Source organism: Comamonas sp. 4034, assembly GCF_050434545.1.
Lineage (GTDB): Bacteria > Pseudomonadota > Gammaproteobacteria > Burkholderiales > Burkholderiaceae_C > Comamonas > Comamonas odontotermitis.
This window is the reverse complement of sequence record NZ_JBNDIT010000005.1, coordinates 188,127-214,614: the sequence shown is the minus strand read 5'-3', so window position 1 is coordinate 214,614 and position 26,488 is coordinate 188,127. Positions and strand designations below refer to the sequence as shown.

Annotated in this window: 32 protein-coding genes; 6 read left to right on the top strand and 26 right to left on the bottom strand. The window is 62.7% G+C overall.

All coding sequences use genetic code 11. From position 1 onward, the window contains the following. Nucleotides 1-135: 135 nt before the first annotated feature. The 6 genes from hisA to ABIE32_RS07705 form a co-directional block, all read right to left on the bottom strand. On the bottom strand, nt 136-879 hold the full coding sequence (gene hisA, locus ABIE32_RS07730; protein ID WP_224150199.1) for a 1-(5-phosphoribosyl)-5-[(5-phosphoribosylamino)methylideneamino]imidazole-4-carboxamide isomerase: 744 nt from the start codon (nt 877-879) through the stop codon (nt 136-138). Between the two features lie 47 nt (nt 880-926). Then, nucleotides 927-1,595, bottom strand: coding sequence for an imidazole glycerol phosphate synthase subunit HisH (gene hisH / locus ABIE32_RS07725; RefSeq protein WP_429015077.1), 669 nt, complete (start codon nt 1,593-1,595; stop codon nt 927-929). 81 nt (nt 1,596-1,676) lie between these two features. After that, on the bottom strand, nt 1,677-2,300 hold the full coding sequence (gene hisB, locus ABIE32_RS07720; RefSeq protein WP_224150201.1) for an imidazoleglycerol-phosphate dehydratase HisB: 624 nt from the start codon (nt 2,298-2,300) through the stop codon (nt 1,677-1,679). After that, entirely contained in the window at nt 2,297-3,415 is a 1,119-nt protein-coding gene (hisC, locus tag ABIE32_RS07715) for a histidinol-phosphate transaminase (protein WP_224150202.1), read from the bottom strand. The genes hisB and hisC overlap by 4 nt, the downstream gene beginning before the upstream one ends. A 49-nt stretch (nt 3,416-3,464) precedes the next feature. After that, the gene (locus tag ABIE32_RS07710; RefSeq protein ID WP_224150203.1) at nt 3,465-3,905 is read right to left on the bottom strand and encodes a PIN domain-containing protein; all 441 of its coding nucleotides are present in this window, start codon (nt 3,903-3,905) and stop codon (nt 3,465-3,467) included. Beyond that, nucleotides 3,902-4,195 (bottom strand): DUF6364 family protein, encoded by a 294-nt coding sequence (locus tag ABIE32_RS07705; protein WP_429015075.1) that lies wholly within the window; start codon nt 4,193-4,195, stop codon nt 3,902-3,904. The genes ABIE32_RS07710 and ABIE32_RS07705 overlap by 4 nt, the downstream gene beginning before the upstream one ends. Nucleotides 4,196-4,316: 121 nt before the next feature. On the opposite strand from ABIE32_RS07705, the gene ABIE32_RS07700 reads away from it, so the two are divergent. From ABIE32_RS07700 to ABIE32_RS07690, 3 genes are all read left to right on the top strand, one after another. Beyond that, a complete protein-coding gene (locus ABIE32_RS07700) occupies nt 4,317-5,189 on the top strand; it encodes an NAD-dependent protein deacetylase (protein WP_429015074.1) in 873 nt (290 codons plus the stop codon). A 110-nt stretch (nt 5,190-5,299) separates the two neighbouring features. Then, complete coding sequence (locus ABIE32_RS07695) at nt 5,300-6,823, top strand: glycosyltransferase family 39 protein (RefSeq protein WP_429015072.1); 1,524 nt, start codon at nt 5,300-5,302, stop codon at nt 6,821-6,823. A 108-nt stretch (nt 6,824-6,931) separates the two neighbouring features. After that, the gene (locus ABIE32_RS07690) at nt 6,932-7,285 is read left to right on the top strand and encodes a DUF7693 family protein (protein ID WP_429015070.1); all 354 of its coding nucleotides are present in this window, start codon (nt 6,932-6,934) and stop codon (nt 7,283-7,285) included. Between the two features lie 183 nt (nt 7,286-7,468). Here the strand turns inward: ABIE32_RS07690 and hisD are convergent, their stop codons facing one another. From hisD to ABIE32_RS07620, 14 genes are all read right to left on the bottom strand, one after another. Continuing rightward, complete coding sequence (gene hisD, locus ABIE32_RS07685) at nt 7,469-8,788, bottom strand: histidinol dehydrogenase (RefSeq protein ID WP_429015068.1); 1,320 nt, start codon at nt 8,786-8,788, stop codon at nt 7,469-7,471. Nucleotides 8,789-8,881: 93 nt separating this feature from the next. Continuing rightward, nucleotides 8,882-9,526: an ATP phosphoribosyltransferase gene (hisG, locus tag ABIE32_RS07680; RefSeq protein ID WP_184707169.1), complete on the bottom strand. Its 645-nt coding sequence runs from the start codon at nt 9,524-9,526 to the stop codon at nt 8,882-8,884. A 99-nt stretch (nt 9,527-9,625) separates the two neighbouring features. After that, nucleotides 9,626-9,868 (bottom strand): BolA family protein, encoded by a 243-nt coding sequence (locus tag ABIE32_RS07675; protein ID WP_224150210.1) that lies wholly within the window; start codon nt 9,866-9,868, stop codon nt 9,626-9,628. A gap of 1 nt (nt 9,869) precedes the next feature. Then, nucleotides 9,870-10,625, bottom strand: coding sequence for an ABC transporter permease (locus ABIE32_RS07670; protein ID WP_224150211.1), 756 nt, complete (start codon nt 10,623-10,625; stop codon nt 9,870-9,872). Then, nucleotides 10,622-11,572 (bottom strand): ABC transporter ATP-binding protein, encoded by a 951-nt coding sequence (locus ABIE32_RS07665; RefSeq protein ID WP_224150212.1) that lies wholly within the window; start codon nt 11,570-11,572, stop codon nt 10,622-10,624. Before ABIE32_RS07665 ends, ABIE32_RS07670 begins: the two co-directional genes overlap by 4 nt. A 90-nt stretch (nt 11,573-11,662) precedes the next feature. After that, the gene (locus ABIE32_RS07660) at nt 11,663-11,941 is read right to left on the bottom strand and encodes an STAS domain-containing protein (protein WP_429015065.1); all 279 of its coding nucleotides are present in this window, start codon (nt 11,939-11,941) and stop codon (nt 11,663-11,665) included. A 3-nt stretch (nt 11,942-11,944) separates the two neighbouring features. After that, the gene (locus ABIE32_RS07655) at nt 11,945-12,592 is read right to left on the bottom strand and encodes an MlaC/ttg2D family ABC transporter substrate-binding protein (RefSeq protein WP_429015063.1); all 648 of its coding nucleotides are present in this window, start codon (nt 12,590-12,592) and stop codon (nt 11,945-11,947) included. A gap of 108 nt (nt 12,593-12,700) precedes the next feature. Continuing rightward, complete coding sequence (locus ABIE32_RS07650; protein ID WP_377780217.1) at nt 12,701-13,483, bottom strand: MlaA family lipoprotein; 783 nt, start codon at nt 13,481-13,483, stop codon at nt 12,701-12,703. A gap of 25 nt (nt 13,484-13,508) precedes the next feature. Beyond that, nucleotides 13,509-13,988 (bottom strand): outer membrane lipid asymmetry maintenance protein MlaD, encoded by a 480-nt coding sequence (gene mlaD, locus ABIE32_RS07645; protein ID WP_224150214.1) that lies wholly within the window; start codon nt 13,986-13,988, stop codon nt 13,509-13,511. 38 nt (nt 13,989-14,026) lie between these two features. Next, on the bottom strand, nt 14,027-14,809 hold the full coding sequence (gene mlaE / locus ABIE32_RS07640) for a lipid asymmetry maintenance ABC transporter permease subunit MlaE (RefSeq protein ID WP_429015062.1): 783 nt from the start codon (nt 14,807-14,809) through the stop codon (nt 14,027-14,029). Beyond that, nucleotides 14,809-15,633 (bottom strand): ABC transporter ATP-binding protein, encoded by an 825-nt coding sequence (locus ABIE32_RS07635; RefSeq protein ID WP_224150216.1) that lies wholly within the window; start codon nt 15,631-15,633, stop codon nt 14,809-14,811. Before ABIE32_RS07635 ends, mlaE begins: the two co-directional genes overlap by 1 nt. Before the next feature lie 354 nt (nt 15,634-15,987). Then, a complete protein-coding gene (locus tag ABIE32_RS07630) occupies nt 15,988-16,779 on the bottom strand; it encodes an amino acid ABC transporter ATP-binding protein (RefSeq protein WP_429015060.1) in 792 nt (263 codons plus the stop codon). Next, entirely contained in the window at nt 16,760-17,413 is a 654-nt protein-coding gene (locus ABIE32_RS07625; RefSeq protein ID WP_224150217.1) for an amino acid ABC transporter permease, read from the bottom strand. The genes ABIE32_RS07630 and ABIE32_RS07625 overlap by 20 nt, the downstream gene beginning before the upstream one ends. 224 nt (nt 17,414-17,637) lie before the next feature. Next, a complete protein-coding gene (locus tag ABIE32_RS07620; protein WP_224150218.1) occupies nt 17,638-18,456 on the bottom strand; it encodes an amino acid ABC transporter substrate-binding protein in 819 nt (272 codons plus the stop codon). 260 nt (nt 18,457-18,716) lie between these two features. Here ABIE32_RS07620 and ABIE32_RS07615 point away from each other — a divergent pair, with 260 nt between their 5' ends. The 3 genes from ABIE32_RS07615 to ABIE32_RS07605 all read left to right on the top strand — a co-directional run bounded on the left by ABIE32_RS07615 (nt 18,717) and on the right by ABIE32_RS07605 (nt 20,220). Continuing rightward, complete coding sequence (locus ABIE32_RS07615) at nt 18,717-19,154, top strand: DUF3293 domain-containing protein (RefSeq protein ID WP_224150219.1); 438 nt, start codon at nt 18,717-18,719, stop codon at nt 19,152-19,154. Nucleotides 19,155-19,233: 79 nt separating this feature from the next. Further along, nucleotides 19,234-19,533, top strand: coding sequence for a putative quinol monooxygenase (locus ABIE32_RS07610; protein ID WP_429015057.1), 300 nt, complete (start codon nt 19,234-19,236; stop codon nt 19,531-19,533). A gap of 54 nt (nt 19,534-19,587) precedes the next feature. Beyond that, the gene (locus ABIE32_RS07605; RefSeq protein ID WP_224150221.1) at nt 19,588-20,220 is read left to right on the top strand and encodes a LysE family translocator; all 633 of its coding nucleotides are present in this window, start codon (nt 19,588-19,590) and stop codon (nt 20,218-20,220) included. 75 nt (nt 20,221-20,295) lie between these two features. Here the strand turns inward: ABIE32_RS07605 and ABIE32_RS07600 are convergent, their stop codons facing one another. The 6 genes from ABIE32_RS07600 to ABIE32_RS07575 all read right to left on the bottom strand — a co-directional run bounded on the left by ABIE32_RS07600 (nt 20,296) and on the right by ABIE32_RS07575 (nt 26,361). After that, a complete protein-coding gene (locus ABIE32_RS07600; RefSeq protein ID WP_224150222.1) occupies nt 20,296-20,586 on the bottom strand; it encodes a hypothetical protein in 291 nt (96 codons plus the stop codon). Nucleotides 20,587-20,789: 203 nt separating this feature from the next. After that, entirely contained in the window at nt 20,790-21,662 is an 873-nt protein-coding gene (gene fghA, locus ABIE32_RS07595; protein WP_429015056.1) for an S-formylglutathione hydrolase, read from the bottom strand. A gap of 16 nt (nt 21,663-21,678) precedes the next feature. Beyond that, complete coding sequence (locus ABIE32_RS07590; protein WP_429015054.1) at nt 21,679-22,977, bottom strand: DEAD/DEAH box helicase; 1,299 nt, start codon at nt 22,975-22,977, stop codon at nt 21,679-21,681. Between the two features lie 84 nt (nt 22,978-23,061). Beyond that, nucleotides 23,062-24,177 (bottom strand): S-(hydroxymethyl)glutathione dehydrogenase/class III alcohol dehydrogenase, encoded by a 1,116-nt coding sequence (locus ABIE32_RS07585; RefSeq protein WP_429015052.1) that lies wholly within the window; start codon nt 24,175-24,177, stop codon nt 23,062-23,064. A gap of 189 nt (nt 24,178-24,366) precedes the next feature. Continuing rightward, on the bottom strand, nt 24,367-24,633 hold the full coding sequence (locus ABIE32_RS07580; protein ID WP_184707010.1) for a metal/formaldehyde-sensitive transcriptional repressor: 267 nt from the start codon (nt 24,631-24,633) through the stop codon (nt 24,367-24,369). A 252-nt stretch (nt 24,634-24,885) separates the two neighbouring features. Continuing rightward, a complete protein-coding gene (locus ABIE32_RS07575) occupies nt 24,886-26,361 on the bottom strand; it encodes a glutamate synthase subunit beta (RefSeq protein WP_429015050.1) in 1,476 nt (491 codons plus the stop codon). Between the last annotated feature and the right edge of the window lie 127 nt (nt 26,362-26,488).

Below are 26,488 nucleotides of genomic sequence, written 5' to 3'. Positions count from 1 at the left end.
ATGACAACGCATCAGCATCGCCTTCCTACCGTCGCAGCAGGCACTTTTCAGGCAGCCGCCTGACACACACCCCAACGGTTTGTTGCAATAGAAAAAGCCGCACAGCGTGCGGCTTTGCAAGCGGAGTGGCCAGCCTCAGCCTTCGCTCAATTCATCGGCGCGGTTCTGCGCCGCTTCAAAATCGAGGTCACCGGTATAGATGGCGCGGCCACAGATCACGCCTTCCACGCCTTCGGATTCGACCGCGCAAAGCGCCTCGATATCGGCCATGCCCGACAGACCGCCCGATGCGATCACCGGAATGCGGATGGCCTGCGCCAGCTTGACCGTGGCATCCACATTGATGCCGGTGAGCATGCCATCGCGGCCAATGTCCGTGTAGATGATCGACTCCACGCCCCAATCCTCGAAACGCTTGGCCGTTTCGATGACCGAGTGGTTGGTGATCTTGCTCCAGCCATCGGTGGCCACCATGCCGTCCTTGGCATCGAGGCCCACGATGATGTGGCCTGCAAATGCGGTGCAGGCGTCCTGCAGAAAACCGGGGTTCTTGATGGCTGCGGTGCCAATGATGACGTACTGCATGCCGGCATCGATATAGCGCTCGATGGTGTCCAGGTCGCGGATACCGCCACCCAGTTGCACCGGCAGTTCATCGCCGAACTCCTGGAGGATGGCCTTGATGACATGCAGGTTCTTGGGCTGGCCGGCGAACGCGCCATTCAAATCCACCAGATGCAGGCGGCGAGCGCCCGCATCGTACCAGCGGCGTGCGACCTCGACAGGGTCTTCGCCGAACGTGGTGGATTGATCCATATCGCCCTGTTTCAGGCGTACGCAGTGACCGTCCTTCAGATCAATGGCAGGAATGAGCAGCATGGTGGTGGTTGGCTGACGTTGAAAACAAAAAGGATTGAGGAAAAGGCTTAGGGATTCCAGTGCAGGAAGTTGCGGTACAGCGCCAGGCCCTGGTCCGCACTCTTTTCTGGGTGGAATTGTGTCGCAAAAATATTATCGCGGCCAATCGCACATGCAAAGCGCTCGCCATACTCGGCCGTGCCATGGCATTGGCTGGCCTCTGCGGGCTCGGCATAGAAGCTGTGCACGAAGTAGAAATACGATTCGTCAGGCACCCCTTGCCAGACCGGGTGCGGCTTGCCCGCCGGGGTTTCCTGGCGCACCTGGTTCCAGCCCATCTGCGGCACCTTGAAGCGGCTGCCATCTGCCTGCAGGCGGCCCGCCAGCTGAAACTTTCTCACCTGTCCGGCAATCAGGCCCAGGCCCGGCGTATCGCCTTCTTCGCTGTGGTCGAGCAGCATCTGCATGCCCACGCACACGCCAAACAGCGGCTTGGTGGCCGCAGCTTCGAGCACGCTCTCCTGCAGGCCGGAGGCCCGGAGTTCGGCCATGCAATCGCGAATGGCGCCCTGACCGGGCAGCACGATACGGGTGGCAGCGCGCACCACGTCCGGGTCCGAGGTGACCACGACCTGCACCGCCGAGCCGGCTGCGGCGGCCTGCACCGCCTGCGATACCGAGCGCAGGTTGCCCATGCCGTAATCGACCACCGCCACGGTGTTGTCCTTCAAATTCATAGCAGCTACCGCTTTTTGATAGGGGATTTCAGAATGAATTCACATTGAAAACTATATGCAGCAATTGCTGCACGCCTTCATTTAGAGAGCACCCTTGGTGGAAGGGATGACGCCAGCCATGCGCTCATCATGCTCCAGCGCAAAGCGTAGCGCACGCGCAAAGGCCTTGAAGATGGTTTCACATTGGTGGTGGGCGTTGAAACCCTTGAGGTTGTCGATGTGCAGGGTAACGCCCGCATGGTTCACAAACCCCTGGAAGAATTCGTACACCAGCTGCGTGTCGAGCTGGCCGATGCTGCCTGCGGTGAACTTGACCTCCATGTGCAGGCCGGGGCGGCCCGAGAAGTCGATCACCACGCGCGAGAGCGCTTCGTCCAGCGGCACATAGGCGTGGCCGTATCGGCGGATGCCTTTCTTGTCGCCCACGGCCTTGGCAAAGGCCTGGCCCAGGGTGATACCGATGTCTTCGACTGTGTGATGTCCGTCAATGTGCAGATCACCTGCGCATTCGATGTCCAGATCGATCAGGCCGTGACGGGCAATCTGGTCGAGCATGTGGTCGAGAAACCCGATGCCGGAGTGAAGGCGTGCCTTGCCGGTACCGTCAAGGTTGACACGCACGGCGATGCGCGTCTCTGCCGTGTTGCGCTGCACCTCGGCAATGCGGGGCAGTGGTTGGGCTGCAGAGGGGATGATATTGCTCATAGGCTTTCTTTCAATGCCGCCAGCATCTGGGCGTTTTCTTCGCGGGTACCCACGGTCAGGCGCAGGCAGTTGTTCAACAAGGGGTGCATGGCAGAGACATTCTTCACCAGCACGCCACGCGCCTTCATCTCGGCCTGTGCCCGGCCTGCATCGCGCACGCGCAGCAGCACCATGTTCGCCTCGGACGGCCAGACTTTTTCGACACCGGCGATGGCCTCCAGCGCATCGATCAGCGGCTGGCGTTCAGCGCGGATGGCAGCGGCCTGCTCCGCGTACAGCGCCTCGTGCTCCAGCGCAAAGATAGCAGCTTCGCAATTGAGCACGCTCACGTTGTAGGGGGGACGCACCTTGTCCAGCTCGTTCACGATGGCCGCAGGCCCGATCAGGTAGCCCAGGCGCGCACCGGCCAGGCCAAACTTGGAGAGCGTGCGCATCAGCAGCACATGCGCATTGCGCTGCGGCTCGGCCTGCATGCGGGTGATCCAGCTGCGGCAGGCAAAGGGCTGGTAGGCCTCGTCCATCACCACCAGGCCTCCCACCTGCGCCACCGCATCGATGATGGCCTGCACCTTGTCTTCATCCCACAGCGTGGCCGTGGGGTTGTTTGGATAGGCGAGGTAGGTGATTGCAGGCTGGCGGGTGGCAATCGCCGCCTGCATGGCGGGCACGTCCAGGTCAAAATCGGCCGTCAGATCGACACCGATGAAGTCCAGCCCCTGCAGCTTGGCCGACAGCGGGTACATGACAAAGCCGGGCATCGGCGCGAGCATGGTGGCGCGGCCGCCCTGGGCAGGCTGCGCAGTAGCCAGCGCCAGCAGGGTGATGAGTTCGTCTGAACCATTGCCCAGCAGCACGACCGAGCCCGCAGGCGCGCCTGCATAGGTGGCCAGCATGTTCTTCAGCACTTCCTGGCGCTCGCCCGGGTAGCGGTTGATTTCGAGCGCACCCAGGCGCTCGCCCAGCTGCTTTTGCAGCTCGGAAGGCAGGCGGTACGGGTTCTCCATCGTGTCCATCTTCAGCAAGCCTTGCGAGGCCTGCACATGGTAGCCCTGCATGGCGCGCACATCGGCGCGAATGCGTTGCAGGGCTTTGGACGGGGTGTCTGGAACGGTCATGGGATGGAGTCTTTCACACAGGGCACGGGTTGACCAGTTTGGACGGCGCTTACGCCTTCTCTTCTTGGGGGGCAGACTGCAGCAGCGGGTGCAGCACAGTCACGCCGCCAAACTCTGCACCGTGGGGCAGGTGCAGGCTGAGCATGTGGCTGCAGCCGCTGTGCTGGGCGCAGGCCACAGCCAGACAGTCGCCAAAATCCAGGGCATGGCGGGCCTGTACGGCCCAAGCCGTTTCCAGCGTGGCGGCATCAGTCTTCCATGGCGTCCAGGTCTGGTAGCGGCGAATGGCAGCCCGGGCATCGCCCTGAGGCATGGGGTTGGCGGCGGTGGTGACCTGGTCATAGAACTCGGTGAGGGCCTGGTTGCCGGTGCGGCCCGTGCGTGTGCGCCAGAGCCAGTCGAGCCAGCCCAGGGTGGCCTCGTACAGCGCGCCGTCCGATACGTTTTCGGACGCGATCAGGACCGAGGTGTCCACAAACACCGTGCTCATGCCTGCTCCTTCTTGCCGCTGGGGTTATTTCTGCCATTTTGGCCGTCAGCGCGCACCAGTTTTACACTGCGCGCTTCCTTTTCAGGAGCACCATCAGCGCCAGCGCCGCCCTGCCAGGTGCGCTCGTCGGTACGCCAGGCGAGGTAGGCCCGCTCGTAGGTGTCTTCGCGCTGCTTCATCTCGGCCATGAAGTCGCCCACCATGCGCGAAACACTGGTACCCCGGCGGGCCGCCTCTACGCGCGCCCACTCCAGCACACTGTCTTCCACGGTGATGGTCAAATTCTTCATGGATCGAAGTTTACACGAATTTCGTGTCACACGAAATTCGTGTATTGAATTACGACCCCGCCGACCCGTTCACCCAGGCTTTCGGCCCATGCCATGATGGCGGCCATCTGTAGTGCCTCCCATGTCGATCACCTCTCCCACACCCTTCTCCTGCACGCTGCAGGATCTGACCGCCGTGCTGACCCGCCACCATCCCTGGACGGTGCTTACCGGGGCCGGCATCAGCACCGGCAGCGGAATTCCCGACTACCGTGACGAGCACGGTGCATGGAAGCGCCCCGCCCCGGTCAATTTCCAGGACTTCATGGCACATGCCACAACGCGCCAGCGCTACTGGGCGCGTAGCCTGGCAGGCTGGCCGGTTTTTTCACAGGCGTGGCCCAATCTTGCGCACCAGGCGCTTGCGCAACTGGAGCACGCAGGCTTTGTGCAAGCCGTCATCACGCAGAATGTTGATGGCCTGCACCAGCAGGCAGGCAGCCGCAATGTGGTGGATCTGCACGGCCGCCTCGACGAGGTCATCTGCATGGGCTGCGGCACCATCAGCCCACGTGCCGCTTTTCAACATGCACTGGTGGCCGCCAACCCGCATTGGCATCACCACAGCGCGCCTGCCGCGCCGGATGGCGATGCCGACCTGAGCGGCGTGGATTTTTCGGCCTTTGCGGTACCTGCCTGCCCGGTGTGCGGTGGCATTCTCAAGCCCCATGTGGTGTTTTACGGCGAGAATGTGCCGCTTGCCCGCAAGCAATATGCGATGGAGCAACTCGGTGCCAGCCGCGCCCTGCTGGTGGTTGGCAGCTCGCTCATGGTCTATTCCGGACTGCGCTTTGTGCATGCGGCCAAACAGCAGGGGTTGCCGGTGGCAGCTATCAACCTGGGCGCCACGCGAGCCGATGCCGAGCTGGATTTCAAGCTGCGCGCGCCCTGTGACGAGGCCCTGGCCCAGCTGTCTGCCGTGCTGAAAGCGCCTACTCGCGACCCCAGCCCGTAGCCAGACCGCCAACAACCGCTGTCGATCCAGGCCACCAATGCGGTCCGGAGCGTTTACAGTGTGCCCCTGCATGACCCGTTCACCCGCTATTTGATTTTGCTCAAGCTCTCATGACCAGCGCCTCTCTGCCGTCGCCCCCCCTGCCGCGTGCCCTTTTCTGGGTCGCCGTCATCTATGCGCTGGCCTGGTCGCTCGTGCCGCCTTTTCTTGCACCCAGCTTTCCGCTGGATATTGTGGAGAGCCTGGGCTGGGGCCGGGAATGGCAATGGGGCACCTACAAGCACCCACCGCTGCCCCCTATTGCGCTGCATGTGTTCTGGGTGGTGTTTGGCCGTTTCGGGCCCTTTATCCTGAGCCAGCTGTGCGTGGGCCTGACGCTGTGGCTGGTGTGGCTCACGGCCTGCCGCCTCGTCTCGCGCGACCGCGCACTGATCGGCACCGTGCTGACCATGGGCGTGGTCTTCTACACCCGGCCTGCGCTGGAGTTCAACCACAACATCGCGCAGATGCCTTTCTGGGCGGGCATCTGCTACTTCTACCTCGCCGCCTGGCAGGACGGCAAGCTGCGCCAGTGGCTGGCCCTGGGCGTGATGGCGGGCGTGGGGCTGCTGTGCAAGTATTCCATCGGCCTGCTGCTGACATGCCTGGCCCTTTTCACCGTACTGACACCAGCGCGCAGCGTGCTGCGCCGGCCCGGCCCGTGGCTGGCCATTGTGGCCATGGCGCTCGTCTTTTCCCCGCATGCCCTCTGGCTGCATCAGAACGACTGGCTGCCTTTTGCCTATGCGCGGGGACGCACTGCCAAGGTCGGTACATCGCCGCAGATGGGAGCCCTGTCCTTTCTGCTGACCCAGATGCTCAATCACCTGCCGCTCCTGCTGGTGGTGCTGTTCGCCTGGGCGCGAACCCGATTCACCAAGCAGCTGCCACCTGCGCAATCGGGCTGGCACATCCACAGCAGCCAGCCGCGTTACCTGCTGCTGATCGCTCTGGCCCCGGGCCTGCTGCTGGTACTGGTGGGCCTGGTGGCCGGAGTGCGCCTGCGTGACATGTGGGGCGTGCCCATCTGGCCCTTCACCGGCCTACTGGTGGCCAGCCTGCTGCCTGCGGCCTGGCTTGCCAGCATGCGCCCCTACCTGCTGCGCGGCATCACCGTATGGCTGGTGCTGATCTCGCTGCTCTCGGGCTCGTACCTGGCTTACGTACACGACTGGCGCAAGCGCCCCGTGCGTTCCGACTGGCCCGCCGCAGCCCTGGCCCAGCAGGCCGACCAGACCTGGAACCAGCTCTCCACCTGCCCGCTGGACACCGTTGCCGGCGATGCATGGACCGCTGGCTTGATTGCCATCCACACGCCCAGCCAGCCATCGGTACTGCTTTTTGGTGACCCGCGCTTTACCCCGTGGGTGACGGCCGAACGCGTGCAGCGCCATGGTGCGCTCTGGGCATGGAGACCGGAAGATGCGGAGGACGGCGAGCCCGCGCAGGTGGCCGTTCTGCAAGACCTGGGCAGCCGCCCCGATATGCGGATGCAGGAAGGCACCTGGAGCATTCCCTGGCCGCGCGCACAAAAGCAGCAACCGCTGGTGGTGCAATGGCGGGCTTATGTGCCTGCGGCCTGCGAGCGGCGTTGAACCAGCCACCCGACCCCGCTGCTGGCGTTTCGGGTGGTTCAGACATTCATGCGGCCTTGCCTGACTGCGTTCGTGATTTGAACGGATTCAAGGCATGATGGATGGTCAATGAAAAACACCAATACCTTGTCGGCGCAGGAAGTGGTGGCGCATCTTCGGCGCGCCCTCCGGGCAGAGATCACCATCACTGCCGAAGGGCCCGTTCCCTACAAGGGGGAAGCCATCTACGAGATGGGCGACTGGCGCGTCTGGATCTTCTACTACGAGGGACGCCTCGACTACTGTGACCGGGTGTCGGCACCGAACGGAAGGGCTGGCGGGTACGCCGATTGGGCAGATACCAATGGCGATGGCAACCCCGTTTCCCTCCTGAGCACCGAAGAGGCGTTGGCGCTGGAGCGGATTTTCAATCGGGCCCACCAACCCCACCAATTGGACGATGCCTGTGATCCTGGCTGCTGAACATCCAGAGACAGCCGCTGCCAGACTGGGTACAGGTATTGGGGCAGAAGTACGCGCCAAATGGCACATCCGAGCAAGGGCTTGGGACATTTCAATGGACACGCCAGCCAGCACGGAGGCACCACTGGCAGGATGTCGCCGCTGCAGCATCCCATCCAACGCAGCAAGGCAGAAGCCTGCCTTTTAACGCTTCAGCCGCATCTCCGCCGCGCGGGCATGGCCCTGCAGGCCTTCGCCATAGGCGAGTACGGCGGCCGTTTTACCCAAAATCTGTGCACCGGCTTCGCTCACTTCGATGAGGCTGGAGCGCTTCTGGAAGTCGTACACACCCAGCGGTGACGAAAAGCGCGCCGTGCCGCTGGTGGGCAGCACGTGGTTGGGGCCAGCGCAGTAGTCGCCCAGGCTTTCGCTGGTGTAGGCGCCCAGGAAGATCGCACCTGCATGGCGCAGCAATGGCTCCCACCGGTGCGGGTCGCTGCTGGAGACTTCCAGGTGCTCGGGGGCAATGCGGTTGGAGATGGCGCAGGCCTCTTCCATATCGCGCGTCAGGATCAGCGCGCCGCGGTCAGTCAGACTCTTGGCGATGATGGCCTTGCGCGGCATCTCGGGCAGCAGGCGGTCAATTTCGCGCTGCACGGCCTCGATGTAGGCGGCATCGGGACACAGCATAATGGACTGCGCCAACTCATCATGCTCGGCCTGACTGAACAGGTCCATCGCTACCCACTCGGGCGGCGTCGTTCCGTCGGCCAGCACCAGGATCTCGGAGGGGCCGGCAATCATGTCGATGCCCACGATGCCGAACACGCGCTTCTTGGCGCTGGCCACGTAGGCGTTGCCGGGGCCGGTGATCTTGTCCACCTTGGGAATGGTGGCCGTGCCGTAGGCCAGGGCCGCTACGGCCTGGGCACCGCCGATGGTGAAGGCCCGGTGCACACCCGCCACATAGGCAGCGGCCAGCACCAGCGCATTCTTTTCGCCCTTGGGCGTTGGCACGACCATGATGATGTCCTGCACGCCCGCCACATGGGCAGGGATGGCGTTCATCAGCACGCTGGAGGGATAGGCCGCCTTGCCACCCGGCACGTAGATGCCCACGCGGTCCAGCGGCGTGACCTTCTGGCCCAGCAGCGTGCCGTCTTCGTCGCGGTAGCTCCAGCTTTCGCCATTGGCCTTCTTCTGCGCCTCGTGGTAGCTGCGCACGCGGCGTGCGGCCGATTCCAGGGCCTCGCGCTGCTCGGAGGGCAGGCCCTCGAAGGCCGCTTTGAGTTCGTCCTGTTTGAGCTCCAGCGCAGCCATGCCCTCAGCCTGCAGGCCGTCGAAGCGGGCGGTGTACTCCAGCACAGCCGCATCACCGCGCTTTTGCACATCGGCCAGGATGTCTGCCACGCGCTGCTCGATGGCTGCATCCGTATCGGCCGACCAATGCTGGCGCTGCGCAAAATCATGCTCAAAAGTGGCACTGACAGTTGACAGTCGGGCGGGAGCAGCTACGAATTCCATAGTAATCACCAGGGTGTGAAGTCCATCATTTTCCATGTCTGGCGCATCGAGATGCAGCGAAGACGGCAACCGACCGGATGGCCGAGGGAGGGATCAGTTGTTTTTGGCAATGCCTGCCGCAAACACATCGATGATATGGCGCAGGCGCTGCTGCTTGAGCTTGAGCGCGGCCTGGTTGACCACCAGGTGCGAGCTGATATCAATGATGTGTTCGACCTCCTTGAGGTTGTTGGCCTTGAGTGTGTTGCCGGTGCTCACCAGATCGACGATGGCATCGGCCAGGCCCGTGAGCGGCGCCAGCTCCATGCTGCCGTAGAGCTTGATCAGGTCGACGTGTACGCCCTTGTTGGCAAAGAACTCGCGCGCGATCTCGGTGTACTTGGTGGCCACGCGCAGGCGGGCACCACGCTTGACGGCCTGCTCGTAGTCAAAATCGTTGCGCACAGCCACGCTCACGCGGCACTTGGCAATCTGCAGGTCCAGCGGCTGGAACAGGCCGCTGCCGCCATGCTCCAGCAAGGTGTCCTTGCCGGTCACACCGGCATCGGCGCCGCCATACTGCACATAGGTGGGCACATCGGTGGCGCGCACCAGCACCACCTGCACATCGGGCTGGGTGGTGGGAAAAATCAGCTTGCGCGACTTTTCCGGGTCTTCCAGCACCTCAATGCCAGCGGCGGCCAGCAGGGGCAGCGTTTCGTCAAAGATGCGGCCCTTGGAGAGGGCCAGGGTGATCATGGTGTTCTTGTCCATGGAAGCACTTTCGCTGCTGATTTTGAATGAAACCAGCCATCAGCGCATAGTGGATGCGCGCCAGCAGCTATCAAAACAATAGTATTAAACCGATTGCGCCGCCCACTCGGCGGGCGTGAGGGTCTTCATCGACAGGGCATGCACCTCGTCGGTGTGCATTTTCTGGCCCAGCGTAGCGTAGACCAGCTGGTGGCGCTGGATCAGGCGCTTGCCTTCAAACGCGGGCGAGACGATGGTGGCAAACCAGTGGCGGCCATCGCCTTCCAGCGCGATATGGTCGCAGGCCAGGCCTGCGGCAATGATGTTTTGGAGTTCGTCAGCAGTCATTTCAGTTTCTGATTTTGTAGCCCGTGCGCAGCAGATGCACAGCCAGTGCGCTCACCAGCAGCCATGCCACGCCCACAATGCCCAGGCTCAGCCACGGCGAGGTATCGCTCTGGCCGAAAAAGCCGTAGCGGAAGCCGTCGATCATGTAGAAGAACGGGTTGAGGTGGCTGACCTTCTGCCAGAACGGTGGCAGCGACTGGATGGAATAGAACACGCCCGAGAGGAAGGTCATCGGCACGATGACGAAGTTCTGGAACGCAGCCATCTGGTCGAACTTGTCGGCCCACAGCCCGGCAATCAGGCCCAGCGTGCCCATGAGCGCAGCGCCCAGCACGGCAAACATCAGAGCCCAGGGCAGCGACGCAAAATGCGGTGGTGCGAAGAACAAGGTCACCACGTACACGCCCACACCCACCGCCAGGCCGCGCACCACGGCCGCGCCCACAAAGGCAAAGAACCAGCCCCAGTGCGACAGCGGCGTGAGCAGCACGAACACCAGGCTGCCCATGATCTTGCTTTGCACGAGGCTCGATGAGCTGTTGGCAAATGCGTTCTGCAGCAGGCTCATCATCACGAGGCCGGGCACCAGGAATGCGGTGTAGCTGACGTCATTGAACACCGTCACCCGGCCTTGCAGCACGTGGCCGAAGATCAGCAGGTACAGCACGGCGGTCAGCACCGGTGCCGCGATGGTCTGGAAGCTCACCTTCCAGAAGCGCAGCACCTCTTTGTAGAACAGGGTTTGCCAGCCGTTCATCGCGCCACCCCCTGGCCCAGCTGGGCAGTGGCGTGGGGGGATGCGGCATCGCGGGACATCACTTGCAAGAACACATCCTCCAGGTCCGCGCGGCGGATCTCCAGGTCTTCCACGGGCACGCCCACGCTGCGCAACTGCGCCAGAATGCGCTCCACATCGGCCGCGCTGGCAGCGGGCAACTGCACGATGCGGCCGGTGATGCGTGCCTGCGCAGCCAGATCGGCAGGCAGCAGCGCATCGGTCTTGAACTGCAGCACATTGGACGAGCCGCCCTGCAGCAACTCGGCCATGGTGGAGAGCGCAACGATATGGCCCGAGCGCAGCATCGCGATGCGGTTGCACAGGGCCTCGGCCTCTTCCAGGTAATGGGTGGTGAGCAGCACCGTGTGGCCCTGCTTGTTGAGCTTGCTGACAAACTGCCACAGGGTCTGGCGCAATTCCACATCCACACCCGCCGTGGGCTCGTCGAGCACGATGATGGGCGGTTTGTGCACCAGCGCCTGCGCCACCAGCACACGGCGCTTCATGCCGCCCGAGAGCTGGCGCATGTTGGCATTGGCCTTGTCGGCCAGGCCCAGGCTCTCCAGCAATTCGTCAATCCAGGCATCGTTGTTTTTGACACCGAAGTAGCCGGACTGGATGCGCAGCGACTCGCGCACGTTGAAGAAGGGATCAAACACCAGCTCCTGCGGCACGATACCCAGCTTGCGGCGGGCATTGGCATAGTCCTCCCGCACGTCGCTGCCGAGCACCTTGACGGAGCCGCCACTGGCGCGGGCCAGGCCCGCCAGAATGCTGATCATGGTCGTCTTGCCAGCACCATTGGGACCGAGCAGGCCAAAGAATTCGCCTTCCTCGATATCGAGGTTGACGTTATTCAATGCCTGGAAAGGACCCTTGGCGGTCTGGTAGACCTTGGAGACGGATTGGAAGGCGATGGCGGACATGAGCCAGCCATTGTAGGCGCAGCGCGCGCGGGCTGCTGAACTGGGGAGAAAGATGCAACAGGGGCGCTTTACGCGCAGCCCGCCGCAGGCTTATGCCGCCTGCAGCATGCCCTCGACGCCATAGAGGCGCGCCAGCGATGCGGCGGCTGACGGCAGGCCCGCCACCTGAAAAGTCTGGCCTGCGGCAAGCGCCGTGCGCCGGCATTCCAGCAATACGGCGAGCGCCGCAGAATCGAAGACCGCCAGCGCGCTGGCATCCACCACCGCTGCGCTGCCTGCTGGCAACTGTGCCAGGCCCGCCTGCAATTGCTGCAGGCAGGCGGTGGCCTGGGCGTTGGTGAGGGTGGATGGCAGCCGAAGCACAGTCATGCCTTACTTGCCCGCGTTGGCCGTGTTGCGGGCCGCAATGGAGTCGATCAGTGTCTGGATGCTGCCACCGGGCTTGTTCAACTCCTGCTGGAACTGGTTGCGGTAGGTCTCGACCATCCAGATGCCCAGCACATTCAGGTTGTAGATTTTCCAGCCCATGCCCTGGCCCGGTGTCTTTTCCAGTCGGTAGTCGAGCTGAATCGGGTCGCCACGGCCCAGGATTTCGGAGCGCACCACCACTTCCTTGTCGCCCTCTTGCATGCGCACGGGCTTGACGCTGATGGTCTGGTCGCTCACCTGGTGCAGGGCGCCCGCATAGGTGTTGACCATCAGCTTCTTGAACTCGTCCTGCAACTGCTGCTGCTGGGCTGCGGTGGCAGTGCGCCACTTGGGGCCGACGGCAGAAGCCATCATGCGGCGGAAATCCACATTGGGCATCACCACGCTGTCGACGTAGGAGGTGATCTTGCTCACATCGCCAGCGCGGATGCTCTGGTCGGTCTTCAGGGTGTTCAGCACCTGTTCAGACAGTTGCTTGATCATGGCGTCGGGTGCCATGTCGGCCGCGCTCGCTGCCAGCGGCGTTCCTGCGAGGCACGCCACCGCAGCCCATGCGGCAGAGTATTGCACCCATGCGCGACGATTCATCATGTCCATTCCTTTCAAGCAGCCTTCTGCATGTGCAGACGAGTGCATTTTTGACGCGAACGCCGACGGAGAAGTTCAATCCGGCGTGTGTCTGGTGTAAATGTTTATGTCTTACTTCTTGAACACCTTGCCCATCGGGGTCGGTTCGGCAGCGGATTCGTTCATCCACTGCGTCTCGTCCTCCACCTCGTCAGGCGTTGCGGCACGGTGGCGCAACTGCAGGTAGGCATCGCGGGTAAAGCTGTACTTGTCGAGTGCTGCAGCCTCCACCAGCGAAGTGGTGCCCAGCAGGTTGGCGCGGGTGTTGACGACGCGCAACGCATAGATGGAGTTGCGCGCGCCTATGTCGTTGACGTAGCCAACGGGATCGCCTTGCCAGTCCACGACAAAGCCCACCGAATCACGCACCGACGAAGGGCCGAGCAGCGGCCAGACGATGTAGGCGCCCGCAGGCATGCCGTAATGCGCCATGGTCAGGCCAAAATCCTGCTTGCGGCGCTCGATGTCCATGTCCGAGGCGATGTCGATCAGGCCACCGAGGCCAAACACCGTGTTGGTGGTAAAGCGCACCACGCTGTTGTAGGTGCCCTCACCCTTGAGCTGCAAGGCGTTGTTGACGACAGACCACAGATCGCCCAGGTTGGAAAAGAAATTGGTCACAGCTGTGCGCACGGGCTTGGGCGTGATGTCCTTGTAGCCGGTGGCCACAGGCTCCAGCACCGCGTTGTCCAGCGCATCATTGAACTTGAACACCGCACGGTTGTAGGGCTCCAGCGGGTCGCGGGGGTCGGCATTGGGGCCGGTGGCACAGCCGGCCATCAGGGCACTGGCACCCAGCGCCCCAGCCATCAGCCAGCTGCGGCGCGCGCCAAATCGGGTTTGCGTCTTGGTCATCGTTGTTCTCTTGTTATTTCTAGAATCATTCTTGTGGCTTGGTGCTCGCGCCTTCCGAGGCCTTGCCATACAGGAACTGGCCAATCAGATTTTCCAGCACCACCGCCGACTGGGTGTTGGTGATGGTGTCACCAGCAGCAAGGGCTTTCTCGTCATAGCCCGGCTCGACACCCACATACTGGTCGCCCAGCAGGCCGCTGGTCAGGATCTTGAACGAACTGTCCTTGGGAAAGGCATAGCCGTTGTTCAACTCCAGGTGCACATCGGCCTGGAAGGTCTTGTCATTGAACGTGATGTTCTTGACCTTGCCCACCTTGACGCCAGCGCTGCGCACCGCCGCCTGCGGCTTGAGGCCGCCAATGTTATCGAAGCGGGCAGTGACCTCATAGCCCTTGCTGAAATCCAGGGTCAGCAGATTGCCTGCCTTGAGCGCCAGAAACACCAGCGCGGCAGCTCCCAGCATCACGAACAGGCCGACCCAAAAATCGGTTTTAGAGGGTTGCATATGCAAATCCGTTTCTTGTCACTCTATTTTCTATAGCATCAAATGCTGAACATGGTTGCGGTGAGCAGGAAATCCAGCGCCAGCACTGCCAGCGACGCCATCACCACCGTGCGCGTGGTGGCGCGCGACACGCCCTCAGGCGTGGGCTTGGCCACGTAGCCTTGCAGCAGCGCCACAAAGGTCACCGTCACACCGAACACGAAGCTCTTGATGACGCCATTGCCCAGATCGGTCAGCACATCGACACCGTTCTGCATCTGGCCCCAGAAGGCGCCGCCGTCGATATTGAGCATCAGCACGCCCACGATCCAGCCGCCGATCACGCCCACTGCGCTGAACACGGCCGCCAGCAAAGGCATGGTGATGAGGCCCGCCCAGAAACGCGGTGCCAGGATGCGCTCGACCGGGTCAACCGCCATCATCTCCATGGCAGACAGCTGCTCGCCGGCTTTCATCAGTCCGATTTCGGCCGTGAGTGCCGTGCCGGCACGCCCGGCAAACAGCAAGGCGGTCACCACGGGCCCGAGTTCGCGCAGCAGGGTCAGTGCCACCATCATGCCCACGGCTTCGGTCGAGCCGTAGCGCTGCAGGATGTAGTAGCCCTGCAGGCCCAGCACAAAGCCCACGAACAGGCCCGAGACGCCGATGATGGCGAGCGAATAATTGCCCAGAAAGTGAATCTGGTCGCGCAGCAGCGCCGGGCGCTTGAGCACATAGCCCAGCGCGGCCACCAGACGCAGCAGCAGCCGCGTGGCCTCGCCCACGCCCACCGCCTTGCTGCGCAGTGCAAAACCAATATCTGAAGGATGCCACCAACGCATCAGCGGCCCCCTTTCCTGGCTGCCCCGAAGTCTTCTTCCATGCTGGGCCCTGGAACGTGAAAAGGCACCGGGCCCTGTGGCAGCGCTCCCACAAACTGGTGCACCAGCGGATCGGTGCTGGCCCGGACCTCGTCGGGCGAACCTTGCGCGGCCACCACGCCCGGGCCCAGGATGATCACCTGATCGGCCAGCTTGAATGTTTCTTCGACATCGTGCGAGACGATGATGGTCGTCAGCCCCATGGCATCGTTGAGTTCACGGATCAGCTGCGCCGAGGTGCCCAGCGAAATCGGGTCCAGCCCGGCAAAGGGCTCGTCATACATGATGAATTCGGGATCAAGCGCAATCGCCCGCGCCAGCGCCACGCGTCGCGCCATGCCACCCGATATCTGCGAGGGCATCAGATCGCGCGCGCCGCGCAGGCCCACGGCCTGCAGTTTCATCAGCACGATGTCGCGGATCAGCGGTTCTGCCAGATCGGTGTGCTCGCGCAGCGGAAACGCCACGTTCTCGAACACGCTCATGTCGGTGAACAGCGCGCCAAACTGGAACAGCATGCCCATGCGGCGCCGTGCTGCATACAGCTGGGCCTGGTTCATCGCACCCACATCCTGCCCGCCCACCAGCACTTCGCCAGCCTGGGCGCGCACCTGGCCGCCAATCAGCCGCAGGATTGTGGTTTTTCCGCCGCCGGACGCCCCCATCAGTGCAGTCACCTTGCCGCGCGGAATCGTCAGCGACACATCGCGCAGGATGGTGCGGTCGCCATATCCAAAGGTGACGTTGCGTAGCTCTGCGAGTGGTGTGGAAGCGGTAGATGGCATAGAAAAACCGGATGGAACCGGCTTGATCATCATACGTGATCGCCGTCATCCTCATTGTCGTCAATTGGTGAACGCAGCAACCCTCTGGCGGCAACATTTGCAACAAACATTCACGCATGTATTTATAGCATCACATCACCACTTTGCCAGTGGAGGCCCCTTGCCGCCGCAGGCTATTGGCGCGGCAGTTGCACGATTTGCTGCAGTGCGGCAGCCCTGCGCCATCGGCCTACGGCACTGCTATGAAAATTGCATTTTCAATAGCAAAAAGCGCCCATCTGTCGGGCGCTTGAGATCAATATCGGCCACTCCGGCAGCACTTTTCTGCGCGCTGGAGCATTCTCTTTCGCTCGCTCAGAGCATGTTTTCCAGGAACGACCGGATGCGTGGATGGCTGCATTCCTCAAAAAAGGCCCTCGCCTGCTTGGCTTCGATCAGCTCGCCCTGGTCCATGAACACCACGGTATTGGCCACTTCACGGGCAAAGCCCATTTCGTGCGTGACCACCAGCATGGTCATGTGCTCTTCAGCCAGCTCGCGCATGGTGCGCAGCACTTCGCCGGTCAGTTCGGGGTCCAGCGCGGAGGTTGGCTCGTCGAACAGCATGATGTCCGGCTCCATGGCCAGCGCGCGCGCAATGGCCACGCGCTGCTTCTGGCCGCCCGACAGACGAGCGGGGTAGGCATCGGCCTTTTCCGACAGACCCACCTTGCGCAGCAGCGCCTGCGCCTTGGGCATGATCTGGTCGCGCGTCAGGCCCTTGACGATCATCGGCGCCTCGATGATGTTTTCCAGCACCGTCAGGTGCGGGAACAGGTTGAACGACTGAAACACCATGCCCATGCGGCGCAGAATGGGGCGCAGTTCGGCGTCGGGCACGTACTGCGCCACGCCCTGGGCATTGTTCTGCACCAGGGTGGCACCGCCCACCACGACGGAGCCGGAATCGATCACCTCCAGGTGGTTCAGGCAGCGCAGGAATGTGCTCTTGCCCGAGCCCGACGGCCCGATCACCGCCACGACCTCGCCCTTGTGGATATCGAGCGACACGCCCTTGAGCACTTCGGCACCGCCGAAGGCCTTGTGGATGCCACGGGCCTGCACCATGACGCCTGCCTGGGTGAAATCAAGCGTCGTACTTGGCATAGCGTTTCTCCAAACGGTTGAAGCCCCAGGTCAGCACCAGGGTCATGATGAGATAGAAGGCCGCAGCCACCACGAAAGGCGTGGTGGTGAAATCGCGCTGCACGATGCCGCGCGCAGCGCGCAGCAGGTCGTTCAGTGCCAGCACGTAGATCAGCGAGGTGTCCTTGACCAGGGTGATGGTTTCGTTGCTGACTGGCGGCAGGATGGTGCGGATCATCTGCGGCAGCACGATGCGGCGCATGGTCTGGCCATACGACAGGCCCAGCACCTTGGCGCCTTCGTACTGACCACGGTCCACACTCTGGATACCGGCGCGGAAGATTTCGGCAAAGTAGGCTGCATAGTTGAGCGCAAACGCCACCACGGCCGCAGGAAAATCGGGCAGGCGAACGCCGACCACCGGCACGAACGGCAGCGCAAAGTAGATGAACAGCAACTGCAGCATCAAGGGCGTGCCGCGCATCAGCCAGATGTAGCCCTCGACCAGGCGCGAGAGCCATTTGAAGGGCGAGATGCGCGCCAGCGCCAATGCCAGGCCCAGCGGCACCGACAGCACCAGGGTGATGACAAACAGCTTGAGAGTCACCAGGGCGCCATTGGACAGCGGCCCCAGAAGTGAAATTACATAATCCATCGCATGCCCTCAGGTGGCGCCCTGCCTCGCGCGCCGTATGCCTGACGGTGTGCGGCGCATCTCGCCGCCACACACTTCTATCAAAAAGAGAGCTGGTGGCGCTCATCCACATTGAACTTCAATGGCTTCCGTGCCAATGAACCAATATGGCTGCGCGCTACCAGCTATGTTTTTTGCAGATTTCTTGCACCAGCAAGGCGCGGTGTGCGCCCAGCAATCCGCTATCAGTGCTTGATCACGTCCGCGCCAAACCACTTCTTGGCGATCTCTTCGGCCTTGCCGTCCTTCTTCATCTCGCCCAGCACGTCGTTGATCTTGTTGCGGGTGGCCTCGTCGTCCTTGCGGAAGCCCACGCCGTAGTCTTCCGTGCCAAAGTCGTCTGCCAGCACCACGTAGTTGTCAGGCTTCTTGTTGACCAGGTAGCGTCCTACCACCTCGTCCACCACCACCACATCCAGGCGACCGGCTTCCACGTCCATCAGCGCAGCAATGTTGTCTCCAAACAGCTTGGTTTCCTTGAACTTGGACGACAGATCCTTGTCCTTTTCCATCGCCGTCACGGCGCTGGAGCCTTCCTGGGCGCCCACCACCTTGCCGGCCATGTCGGCCTTGGTCTTGATGGGCGAGCCAGCCTTCACGATGATGATCTGCTTGTTGACCATGTACGGATCGGTGAACAGGATCTTTTCCTTGCGCTCTTCCAGAATCGTCAGGCCGTTCCACAGCGCATCCACGCGCTTGCCCAGCAACTCGGCTTCCTTGGCGTTCCAGTCGATGGGCTTGAATTCCACTTCGATGCCTGCGCGCTTGGCCGCTTCGCGGGCCATGTCGATGTCAAAACCCACGATTTCGTTCTTCTCGTCACGGAAACCCATGGGCGGGAAGTTGTCGTCCAGGCCCACCACCAGCTTGGAAGCCACAGCAGCGACCGGTGCAGGCGCTGGTGCCGGCGTTTCTGCCGCAGGCTTGGGAGCTTCATTCTTGCTGCAAGCGGCAAGCAGGGCAGACAGCGCCAGGGTGGCAACGAAGGAACGTTTTTTCATGGTGTCCAACAACGCAAAGAGAAAGACAAAATAAGAGCACCTGGCTTGTTCGGGACAAGATACCAAGTGCAGGCGAAGCGGGTATTGTCTCCGATCACACGAATTTCGTGTCGCCTTTATGGAAAACTCTGCCGGGCTAGTCGGACGTCGGCAAGCCGCTACGATGGCGACCCTGGCTGGCACAGGCTGGCCCCCTGCCGTGATTTTCAATGGAATATGCCGCCATCGCTTACCCTGCAAGCGCTGGCAGCTATCAAACTATGACCACCCTCTCGCCCGCACTGCGCAAGGCCTTTGAAGAAACCCAGTACCACGTACTGCACCAGGCGCCCTTTGGCTTGCAGGTGGGCCAGGCCCAGCCTGCGCTCGCGGCCATCTATCTGCAGCACCAGACCGATTGCGCGTGCCTGATCACCGCCTTCAACCCGATGGGCGAATTGCTGGACAAGGACGAAAACATCGAGCGCCATGCCCAACTGGGCCGCGCCCTGGGCGCCGCCGGCTACGCGGCACTGCCCACCGTGGCCCAGCACCCTGCCAACGGCTGGCCCGCCGAGCCGGGCTTTCTCGTCATCGGCATGGGCCGCGAGGACGCCCAGCGCTGGGCCGCCGAATGGGAACAGCTGGCGGTGCTGTGGACCGCAGCCGATACCGTACCCCAGTTGCTGGAAACCCAGGTGCCGGGCTGGTTGCGCTGACGGCAGCATCGGCGCTGGCCTGCCACCTTCCCGAGCCCGCCAATTGTTCTTTTGACCCGTTTCTCCGAAAGGAAACCCCATGCTGTTGATTGTTGGCACCGTTCGACTGCCCTCCGCCAATCTGGAACGCGCCAGACCTGCGATGCGGGCGATGGTGCAGGCCTCGCGTGCCGAAGCCGGGTGCCTGGAGTACAGCTACGGCGAAGATGTGCTGGAGCCGGGCTTGATCCATGTGAAGGAGTTGTGGAGTGACCAGGCCGCGCTGGATGCACATTTCGCATCCAGCCACATCCAGGCCTGGCGCGCCGCATGGCCTGCGCTGGAGATTGGTGACAGAAACCTGCGCGCCTATGATGTGGGATCGCCGCGCAGCACCTGATGCGCGGCTTGCAATGTGCGGCTTGCCCTCCACCCTTGCGGGAAAGTATTGACGATGCCTGACTTCAACAACTGGCTGGCCTTTGGCCTCATCTCACTGGGCATGGTGCTGACACCAGGGCCCAACATGGTCTACCTGATCTCGCGCTCCATCTGCCAGGGGCGCACCGCAGGCCTGATCTCCCTGGGCGGTGTGGCACTGGGCTTCGTGTTCTACATGGTGTGCGCGGCCCTGGGCATCACCGCCATCGTGATGGCCATCCCATTTGCCTATGATGCGCTGCGCATTGGTGGTGCACTGTATTTGCTGTATCTGGCGTGGCAAGCCGTCAAACCCGGAGGGCGCTCGCCGTTCGAAGTGCGGCAACTGCCGCAGGACAGCCCGCGAAAACTGTTTGCCATGGGCTTTCTAACCAACCTGCTCAATCCCAAGATCGCTGTGATGTACCTGTCGCTGCTGCCCCAGTTCATCAGCCCCGTGAATGGCAGCGTCTTTTCGCAGTCGATGGTGTTGGGTTTCACCCAGATTGTGATCAGCGTCAGCGTGAATGCCGCCATCGCAATGCTGGCAGGCTCCATCGCCGTGTTTCTGGCGCAGCGCCCCAGCTGGATACAGATTCAGCGCTGGTTGATGGGCACCGTGCTGGCAGGCCTTGCCCTGCGCATGCTGACCGAGGCCCGCAAGTAGCCCGGCAGCAGTCGGTCGGCCTCGGCGTGCTGCAGGCAACAGGCGCTGCGCCTGTGCTGTTGCCCTTGTGGGTATTTACAGTTGCTGCAGCGACTGCACGGCCTGCGTCAGCAGCGCTGCCTTGGCGCGCGAGCGCTCGTTGGCCGCTCCACCGTAGCCCCGCTTGCTGCCTGTCAGCATGCGGGTGTGGGCCACCTGCTTGACATATTTGGTACGCGCGCGGTCGCGCAGGTTGCGTGCTTTTTGCAGCAGGCGACGGCGCTCCTTGACAGGCAATGCGCCGACCTGTTGCTCGGCCTGGCTCAACTGGAAAAGCGACAGCTCCTGCTTGTCGAGAATCTGGTGCGGTTCATAGGCAGTCGGCATGGCATTCCTTTCAAAGATTCCAATGGGTCACGAGGTTCGAGTGGGTCGAATGGATCGCTGTAGCGGCCCAAGCCGCCACCTCTGAAGCTATCCTGCCGTTGTTTATAGAGCCGTCCTATCAATCGCCACGTCAGACAACGCCGTCCTTATGCCAGCGCAGCAAAACTGCAAACTGCTCCGCCCGATGGTGACGCCTGTGCAGGTCAGCCGCGCAATTGCTCCGCGTGGTGGCGCACATGGTCTTCGATGAACGTCTGGATGAAGTAGTAGCCGTGGTCGTAGCCCGCATGGCGGCGCAGCGTGAGCGGCTGGCCCGCCTTGGCGCAGGCAGCCTCGAAGGCTTCGGGCAGAAGCTGCTTTTCGAGCAGAAACTTGTCGGCCAGCCCCTGGTCGATCAGGATGCCTGCCGGGTATGGCGCCTGCGATTGCGCGGCCATCAGCTCGGTGGCGTCATGCTGCGCCCACGCTGCCTTGTTGTCGCCCAGGTAGCCAGAAAAGGCTTTCTGGCCCCAAGGGCAGTGAATGGGGTTGGCAATGGGTGCAAAGGCCGATACCGATTTGAACACCCCGGGGTGGCGCAGCGCCAGAGTCAGCGCGCCATGGCCGCCCATGCTGTGACCAAAGATGCCCAGGCGCTGCAGATCGACGGGCAGCCTGGCGCCCACCAGCGGCAGCAGGTCATGGAGGATGTAGCTTTCCATGCGCCAGTGCAGCGCCCAGGGCTTGGCCGTGGCATCGAGGTAGAAACCGGCCCCCACGCCAAAATCCCAGCTCTCCGATTCTCCCTGCAGGCCCGCGCCGCGCGGGCTGGTGTCACACGTCAGCAGAGCCACATTCAGCTCGGCCGCCAGGCGCTGCGCGGCAGCCTTGATCATGAAGGTCTCTTCGGTGCAGGTGAGCCCTGCCAGGTACAGCAGCACAGGCACCTTTTCACCCTCGATTGCCTTGGGCGGCAGATAGACGGAGAACTTCATCGCCAGACCCGTTTCGCTGGAGAAATGCTCGTAGAAGCGTTGCGCACCGCCAAAAGAGGCGTGGGCAGCGGTGAGCTTGAGGGTAGAGGCGGCGTCAACCATGGAAATCCTTTTCAATTCACTGCGTCGTCTTGCCAGGGCGGGCCGCAGGCATGCCTGCCTGTTGTGCTGCCGCGCGCAGTTTGTCTTTCTTGCTCATGCGCTTGCCCTTGATGCCGCCGTTGTTTCCGTCTTCCTGCGGCTGGGGCGTGGGCTCGGGCTCGGTCACCGGATAGGCGGGCAACTGCTCCAGCTCCACAGCAAGCGCATTGCGTTTGGCAATCAGCTTCCAGTGCGCCAGGCTTGCGGGCGTGACCAGGCTGATGGCCAGGCCGCTCAGCCCTGCGCGGCCGGTACGGCCGATGCGGTGTGTGTAATCGGTCGGCGAGCGCGGCAGGTCGTAGTTGACGACCAGCGGCAGCGCATCGACATGAATGCCGCGCGCCGCCAGATCGGTGGTAATCAACACCTGCCACTGGCTGGTGCGAAACTCCTGCAGCACCTGCTGGCGTGCACCCTGGCTCAGCTCGCCATGGAAGGCCGTGGCGTTGATGCCCCGGTCGTACAGTTTGTTGGCCACGTGCTCCGCGCTGTAGCGGCTGGCCACGAACACCAGCATGCGCTGGCCCTTGTACTGCTCGATCAGATCGCGCAGCACCGGCGTGCGCTTGGCGGCATCCACGTACAGCGCGCGCTGCTCGATGGTGGCGTCTTCCAGGTGGGTGGATGCGATCTCGACACGCGCATGGCCGTCGCGCAGCAGCTGGGGCACCAGGGCCTGCACGGCTGGCGCAAACGTGGCCGACAGCAGCAGGGTCTGGCGCTGCGCCTTGGCAGGCACCAGGGCCAGCACACGGTTCAACTCGTCAGCAAAGCCCAGGTCCATCAGGCGGTCGGCCTCGTCCAGCACCAGGGTGCGAATGGTGTCCAGCCGCAGCTTGCTGTGATCCACCACATCCAGCAGACGCCCGGGGGTGGCAATCACCATGTCCACGCCCCCGCGCAGGGCCAGCAGTTGCGGATTGATGGATACCCCCCCCGTGAGTACTGCCACCTTGGGGCGGCGGCCCAGTGCCTCGCCTACAAAATAGACCAGTTCGGCCACCTGCGTGGCCAGCTCGCGCGTGGGCACCAGAACCAGTGCCTGGGTTTCGCGCGCCCCGGGCCTGTCGCCCGCATCGCTCAGCATCCAGGCCTGCAACAGCGGCAGCACGTAGGCGGCGGTCTTGCCCGAGCCTGTGGGCGCGCAGGCCAGCAGGTCACCCCCGTCCAGAATGGCGGGGATGGCTTGCTGCTGGATGGCCGTGGGCGCAATCAGCCCCTGCGATTGGGCGGCATGGGCGAGCGATGGCGCAAGGCCAAGTGTGGAGAAGGACATGGAGACAAGGGCACGGCGGCTGCCGCAATAAAGCATTCAGTCCGCCATTGTCAGGCCTGCGGGCCGATTGCGTGCGGCGAGGCTTTATTCGGCGTAATTGACGACCGAGCGGATCGACTTGCCTTCATGCATCAGGTCGAACGCCTCGTTGATCTGCGCCAGGCCCATGGTGTGGGTGACGAATGGCGCCAGCTGGATCTTGCCCGCCATCGCGTCTTCCACCATGCCAGGCAGTTGCGAGCGGCCCTTGACACCGCCAAAAGCCGTGCCCATCCACTTGCGGCCGGTCACCAGCTGGAAGGGGCGGGTCGAAATCTCCTGCCCGCTGCCTGCCACGCCGATGATGACGCTCTGGCCCCAGCCACGGTGCGCGCATTCGAGCGCGGCCCGCATGACGTGGACGTTGCCGATGCATTCAAAGCTGTGGTCCACGCCCCAGCCGGTCATCTCGACGATCACCTGCTGGATTGGCTTGTCATGGTCCTTGGGGTTGACGCAATCGGTGGCGCCAAAGGTGCGGGCCAGCTCGAACTTGCCGGGGTTGGTATCGACGGCAATGATGCGACCGGCCTTGGCCAGCTTGGCGCCCTGGATCACCGCAAGGCCAATGCCACCCAGGCCAAACACGGCCACGGTATCGCCTTCCTGCACCTTGGCGGTGTTCTTGACAGCGCCCAGGCCCGTGGTCACGCCACAGCCCAGCAGGCAGACCTGCTCGGGGTTGGCATCGGGGTTGATCTTGGCCAGCGACACGGCAGCCACCACCGTGTACTCGCTGAACGTGGAGCAGCCCATGTAGTGGTAGACGGGCTCGCCGTTGTACGAGAAGCGCGTGGTGCCGTCGGGCATCACGCCCTTGCCCTGGGTGGCGCGCACGGCGGTGCACAAATTGGTCTTGCCGCTCTTGCAGAACAGGCATTCACCGCATTCGGCGGTGTAGAGCGGAATCACATGGTCACCAGGCTTGACGCTGGTCACGCCCTCGCCCACTTCCACCACAATGCCTGCGCCTTCATGGCCCAGCACGGCGGGGAAGATGCCTTCGGGATCATCGCCACTCAGCGTGAAGGCATCGGTGTGGCACACGCCAGTATGGGTGATCTTGACCAGCACCTCACCCGCCTGGGGTGGCGCGACGTCGATCTCGACGATCTGCAGGGGCTCTCCGGCTTTGAAGGCAACAGCGGCGCGGGATTTCATGGGTGGACTCCTTATAGGTCAAACGATTTATGACAGATATTCATGACACGGACGATGCCCAAGTTGCGAGACAGCGAGGAAGGGCCTACGCCGGCCGCGTCGCCCCGCACCGAGGCTGTCGTTCCCATGCCTGCATGGCATCGCCACGCAAGGGTAGAGGGAAGGCGCACAGCGCCACAGGGGGGATATTCATTTCAGGTACGAGCGCAGCAGCGCCAGCATCTCCTCGATATCGGCCTGCGACGGCGCCGGTTGCTTGGCCATGGTCTCGCGCAGATGGCTATCGAGCAGATCGGCCATCAGCCCGTGCACGGCTCCGCGCATCGCAGCCAGCTGCTGCAGGATGGGCGCGCAGTCGGTGCCTGCCTCCACCGCGCGCGCCAGTGCATCGGCCTGTCCACGAATGCGGTTCAGGCGCGTGATGGCACGGCGTTTGTCTTCGGCAGAATGAGGCATGGTGCAGATTTTACATATACTGGTAGATAGTATAAAAGATCAGCGCACAGCCAGTAAGCGCAAAAGTCGCAAAATCCCCCATTACTCAGGGGGAGTACACCATCTTACGGCCCCACCGTTCACCGGTTGCCAACAAAAAAGCCGCACACCTTCCGGTATGCGGCTTGGTTTTGCGGCGGCGGGTCAAAGACAACCGGTCAGCTTGCCGTTTCACGAGACCCAAAGGGCGACCGGGAAGGCCACCCCACCCTATCAACGTGGCAGATCGCTCTCTCCCATCAGGAACTCATCCACCGCGCGCGCAGCCTGGCGGCCTTCTCGGATCGCCCAGACCACCAGCGACTGTCCCCGGCGCATATCGCCCGCAGCAAATACCTTGTCCACATTGGTGGCGTAGCCGCCGGTGAAATCGGTCGTTGCCTTGGCGTTGCCACGTGCGTCCTTGTCCACGCCAAAGGCGTCGAGCACGCTGGCGACCGGGTTCACGAAACCCATGGCGAGCAGCACCATGTCAGCAGGCCATTCCTTTTCGGTACCCTTGACTTCGGTCAACTTACCGTCCTTGAACTCAACCTGCACGGTGGTCAGGCTCTTGACCTTGCCCTTGTCGCCGTTGAACGACTTGGTGGAGATGGCGAACTCGCGCACGGCCCCTTCCTCGTGGCTGGAGCTGGTGCGCAGCTTGATCGGCCAGTAGGGCCAGACCAGCGGCTTGTTTTCCTCTTCGGGCGGCATGGGCATCACCTCGAACTGGGTAACGCTCTTGGCGCCGTGGCGGTTGCTGGTGCCCACGCAGTCGCTGCCGGTGTCGCCGCCGCCGATCACGATGACGTGCTTGCCATCGGCACGCAACTGGCCTTTGAGCTTGTCGCCCGCGTTGATCTTGTTCTGCTGGGGCAGAAACTCCATCGCAAAGTGGATGCCGTCCAGGTCGCGGCCCGTCACGGGCAGGTCACGTGACTGCTCGGAGCCGCCGGTCAGCAGCACGGCGTCGAACTCGGCCCTGAGCTGCTCGGGCGAGACGGTTTCCTTGGCCCAGTTGGTGACCTTGCTGTCCTTGCCCAGGCCATCCTTGCCGGCCACCAGCACGCCGGTGCGGATGGTGACGCCTTCGGCCTCCAGCTGCTTGGCGCGGCGGTCGATATGGCTCTTGTCGAGTTTGAAGTCAGGAATGCCGTAACGCAGCAGGCCGCCGATGCGGTCGTTCTTTTCGAACAGGGTCACGTCGTGACCCACACGCGCCAGCTGCTGCGCCGCAGCCATGCCGGCCGGGCCAGAGCCAATCACTGCCACCTTCTTGCCGGTCTTGGCGCCAGCCGGGCGGGGCAGCACCCAGCCTTCTTCCCAGGCACGGTCGATGATGGCGTGCTCGATGGACTTGATGCCCACCGGGTCGTTGTTGATGTTGAGCACGCAGGCAGCCTCGCACGGCGCGGGGCAGATACGGCCCGTGAACTCGGGGAAGTTGTTGGTCGAATCCAGCACGTGGAAGGCTGCAGCCCAGTCCGCGCGGTACACCAGATCGTTGAAATCCGGAATGATGTTGTTGACCGGGCAGCCGTTGTTGCAGAACGGGGTGCCGCAGTCCATGCAACGTGCGCCCTGCTGCTTGGCCTGCTGCGAGTTCAGGCCGACAACGAATTCCTTGTAATGCTTGACGCGCTCTTCAACGGGCGCATAGCCCTCGTCGATGCGCACAAATTCCATAAAGCCAGTGACTTTTCCCATGATCGGATCTCTTGCTTGGCTACCGCCTGCGCCATGTGGGCAGGCGGCAATCGTGGTCTATTAGGTCTTTTGAAAAAGGGTGGAGGACGTCAGCGGCCACGCCATTGGTACAGCGCAGCCGTTATGC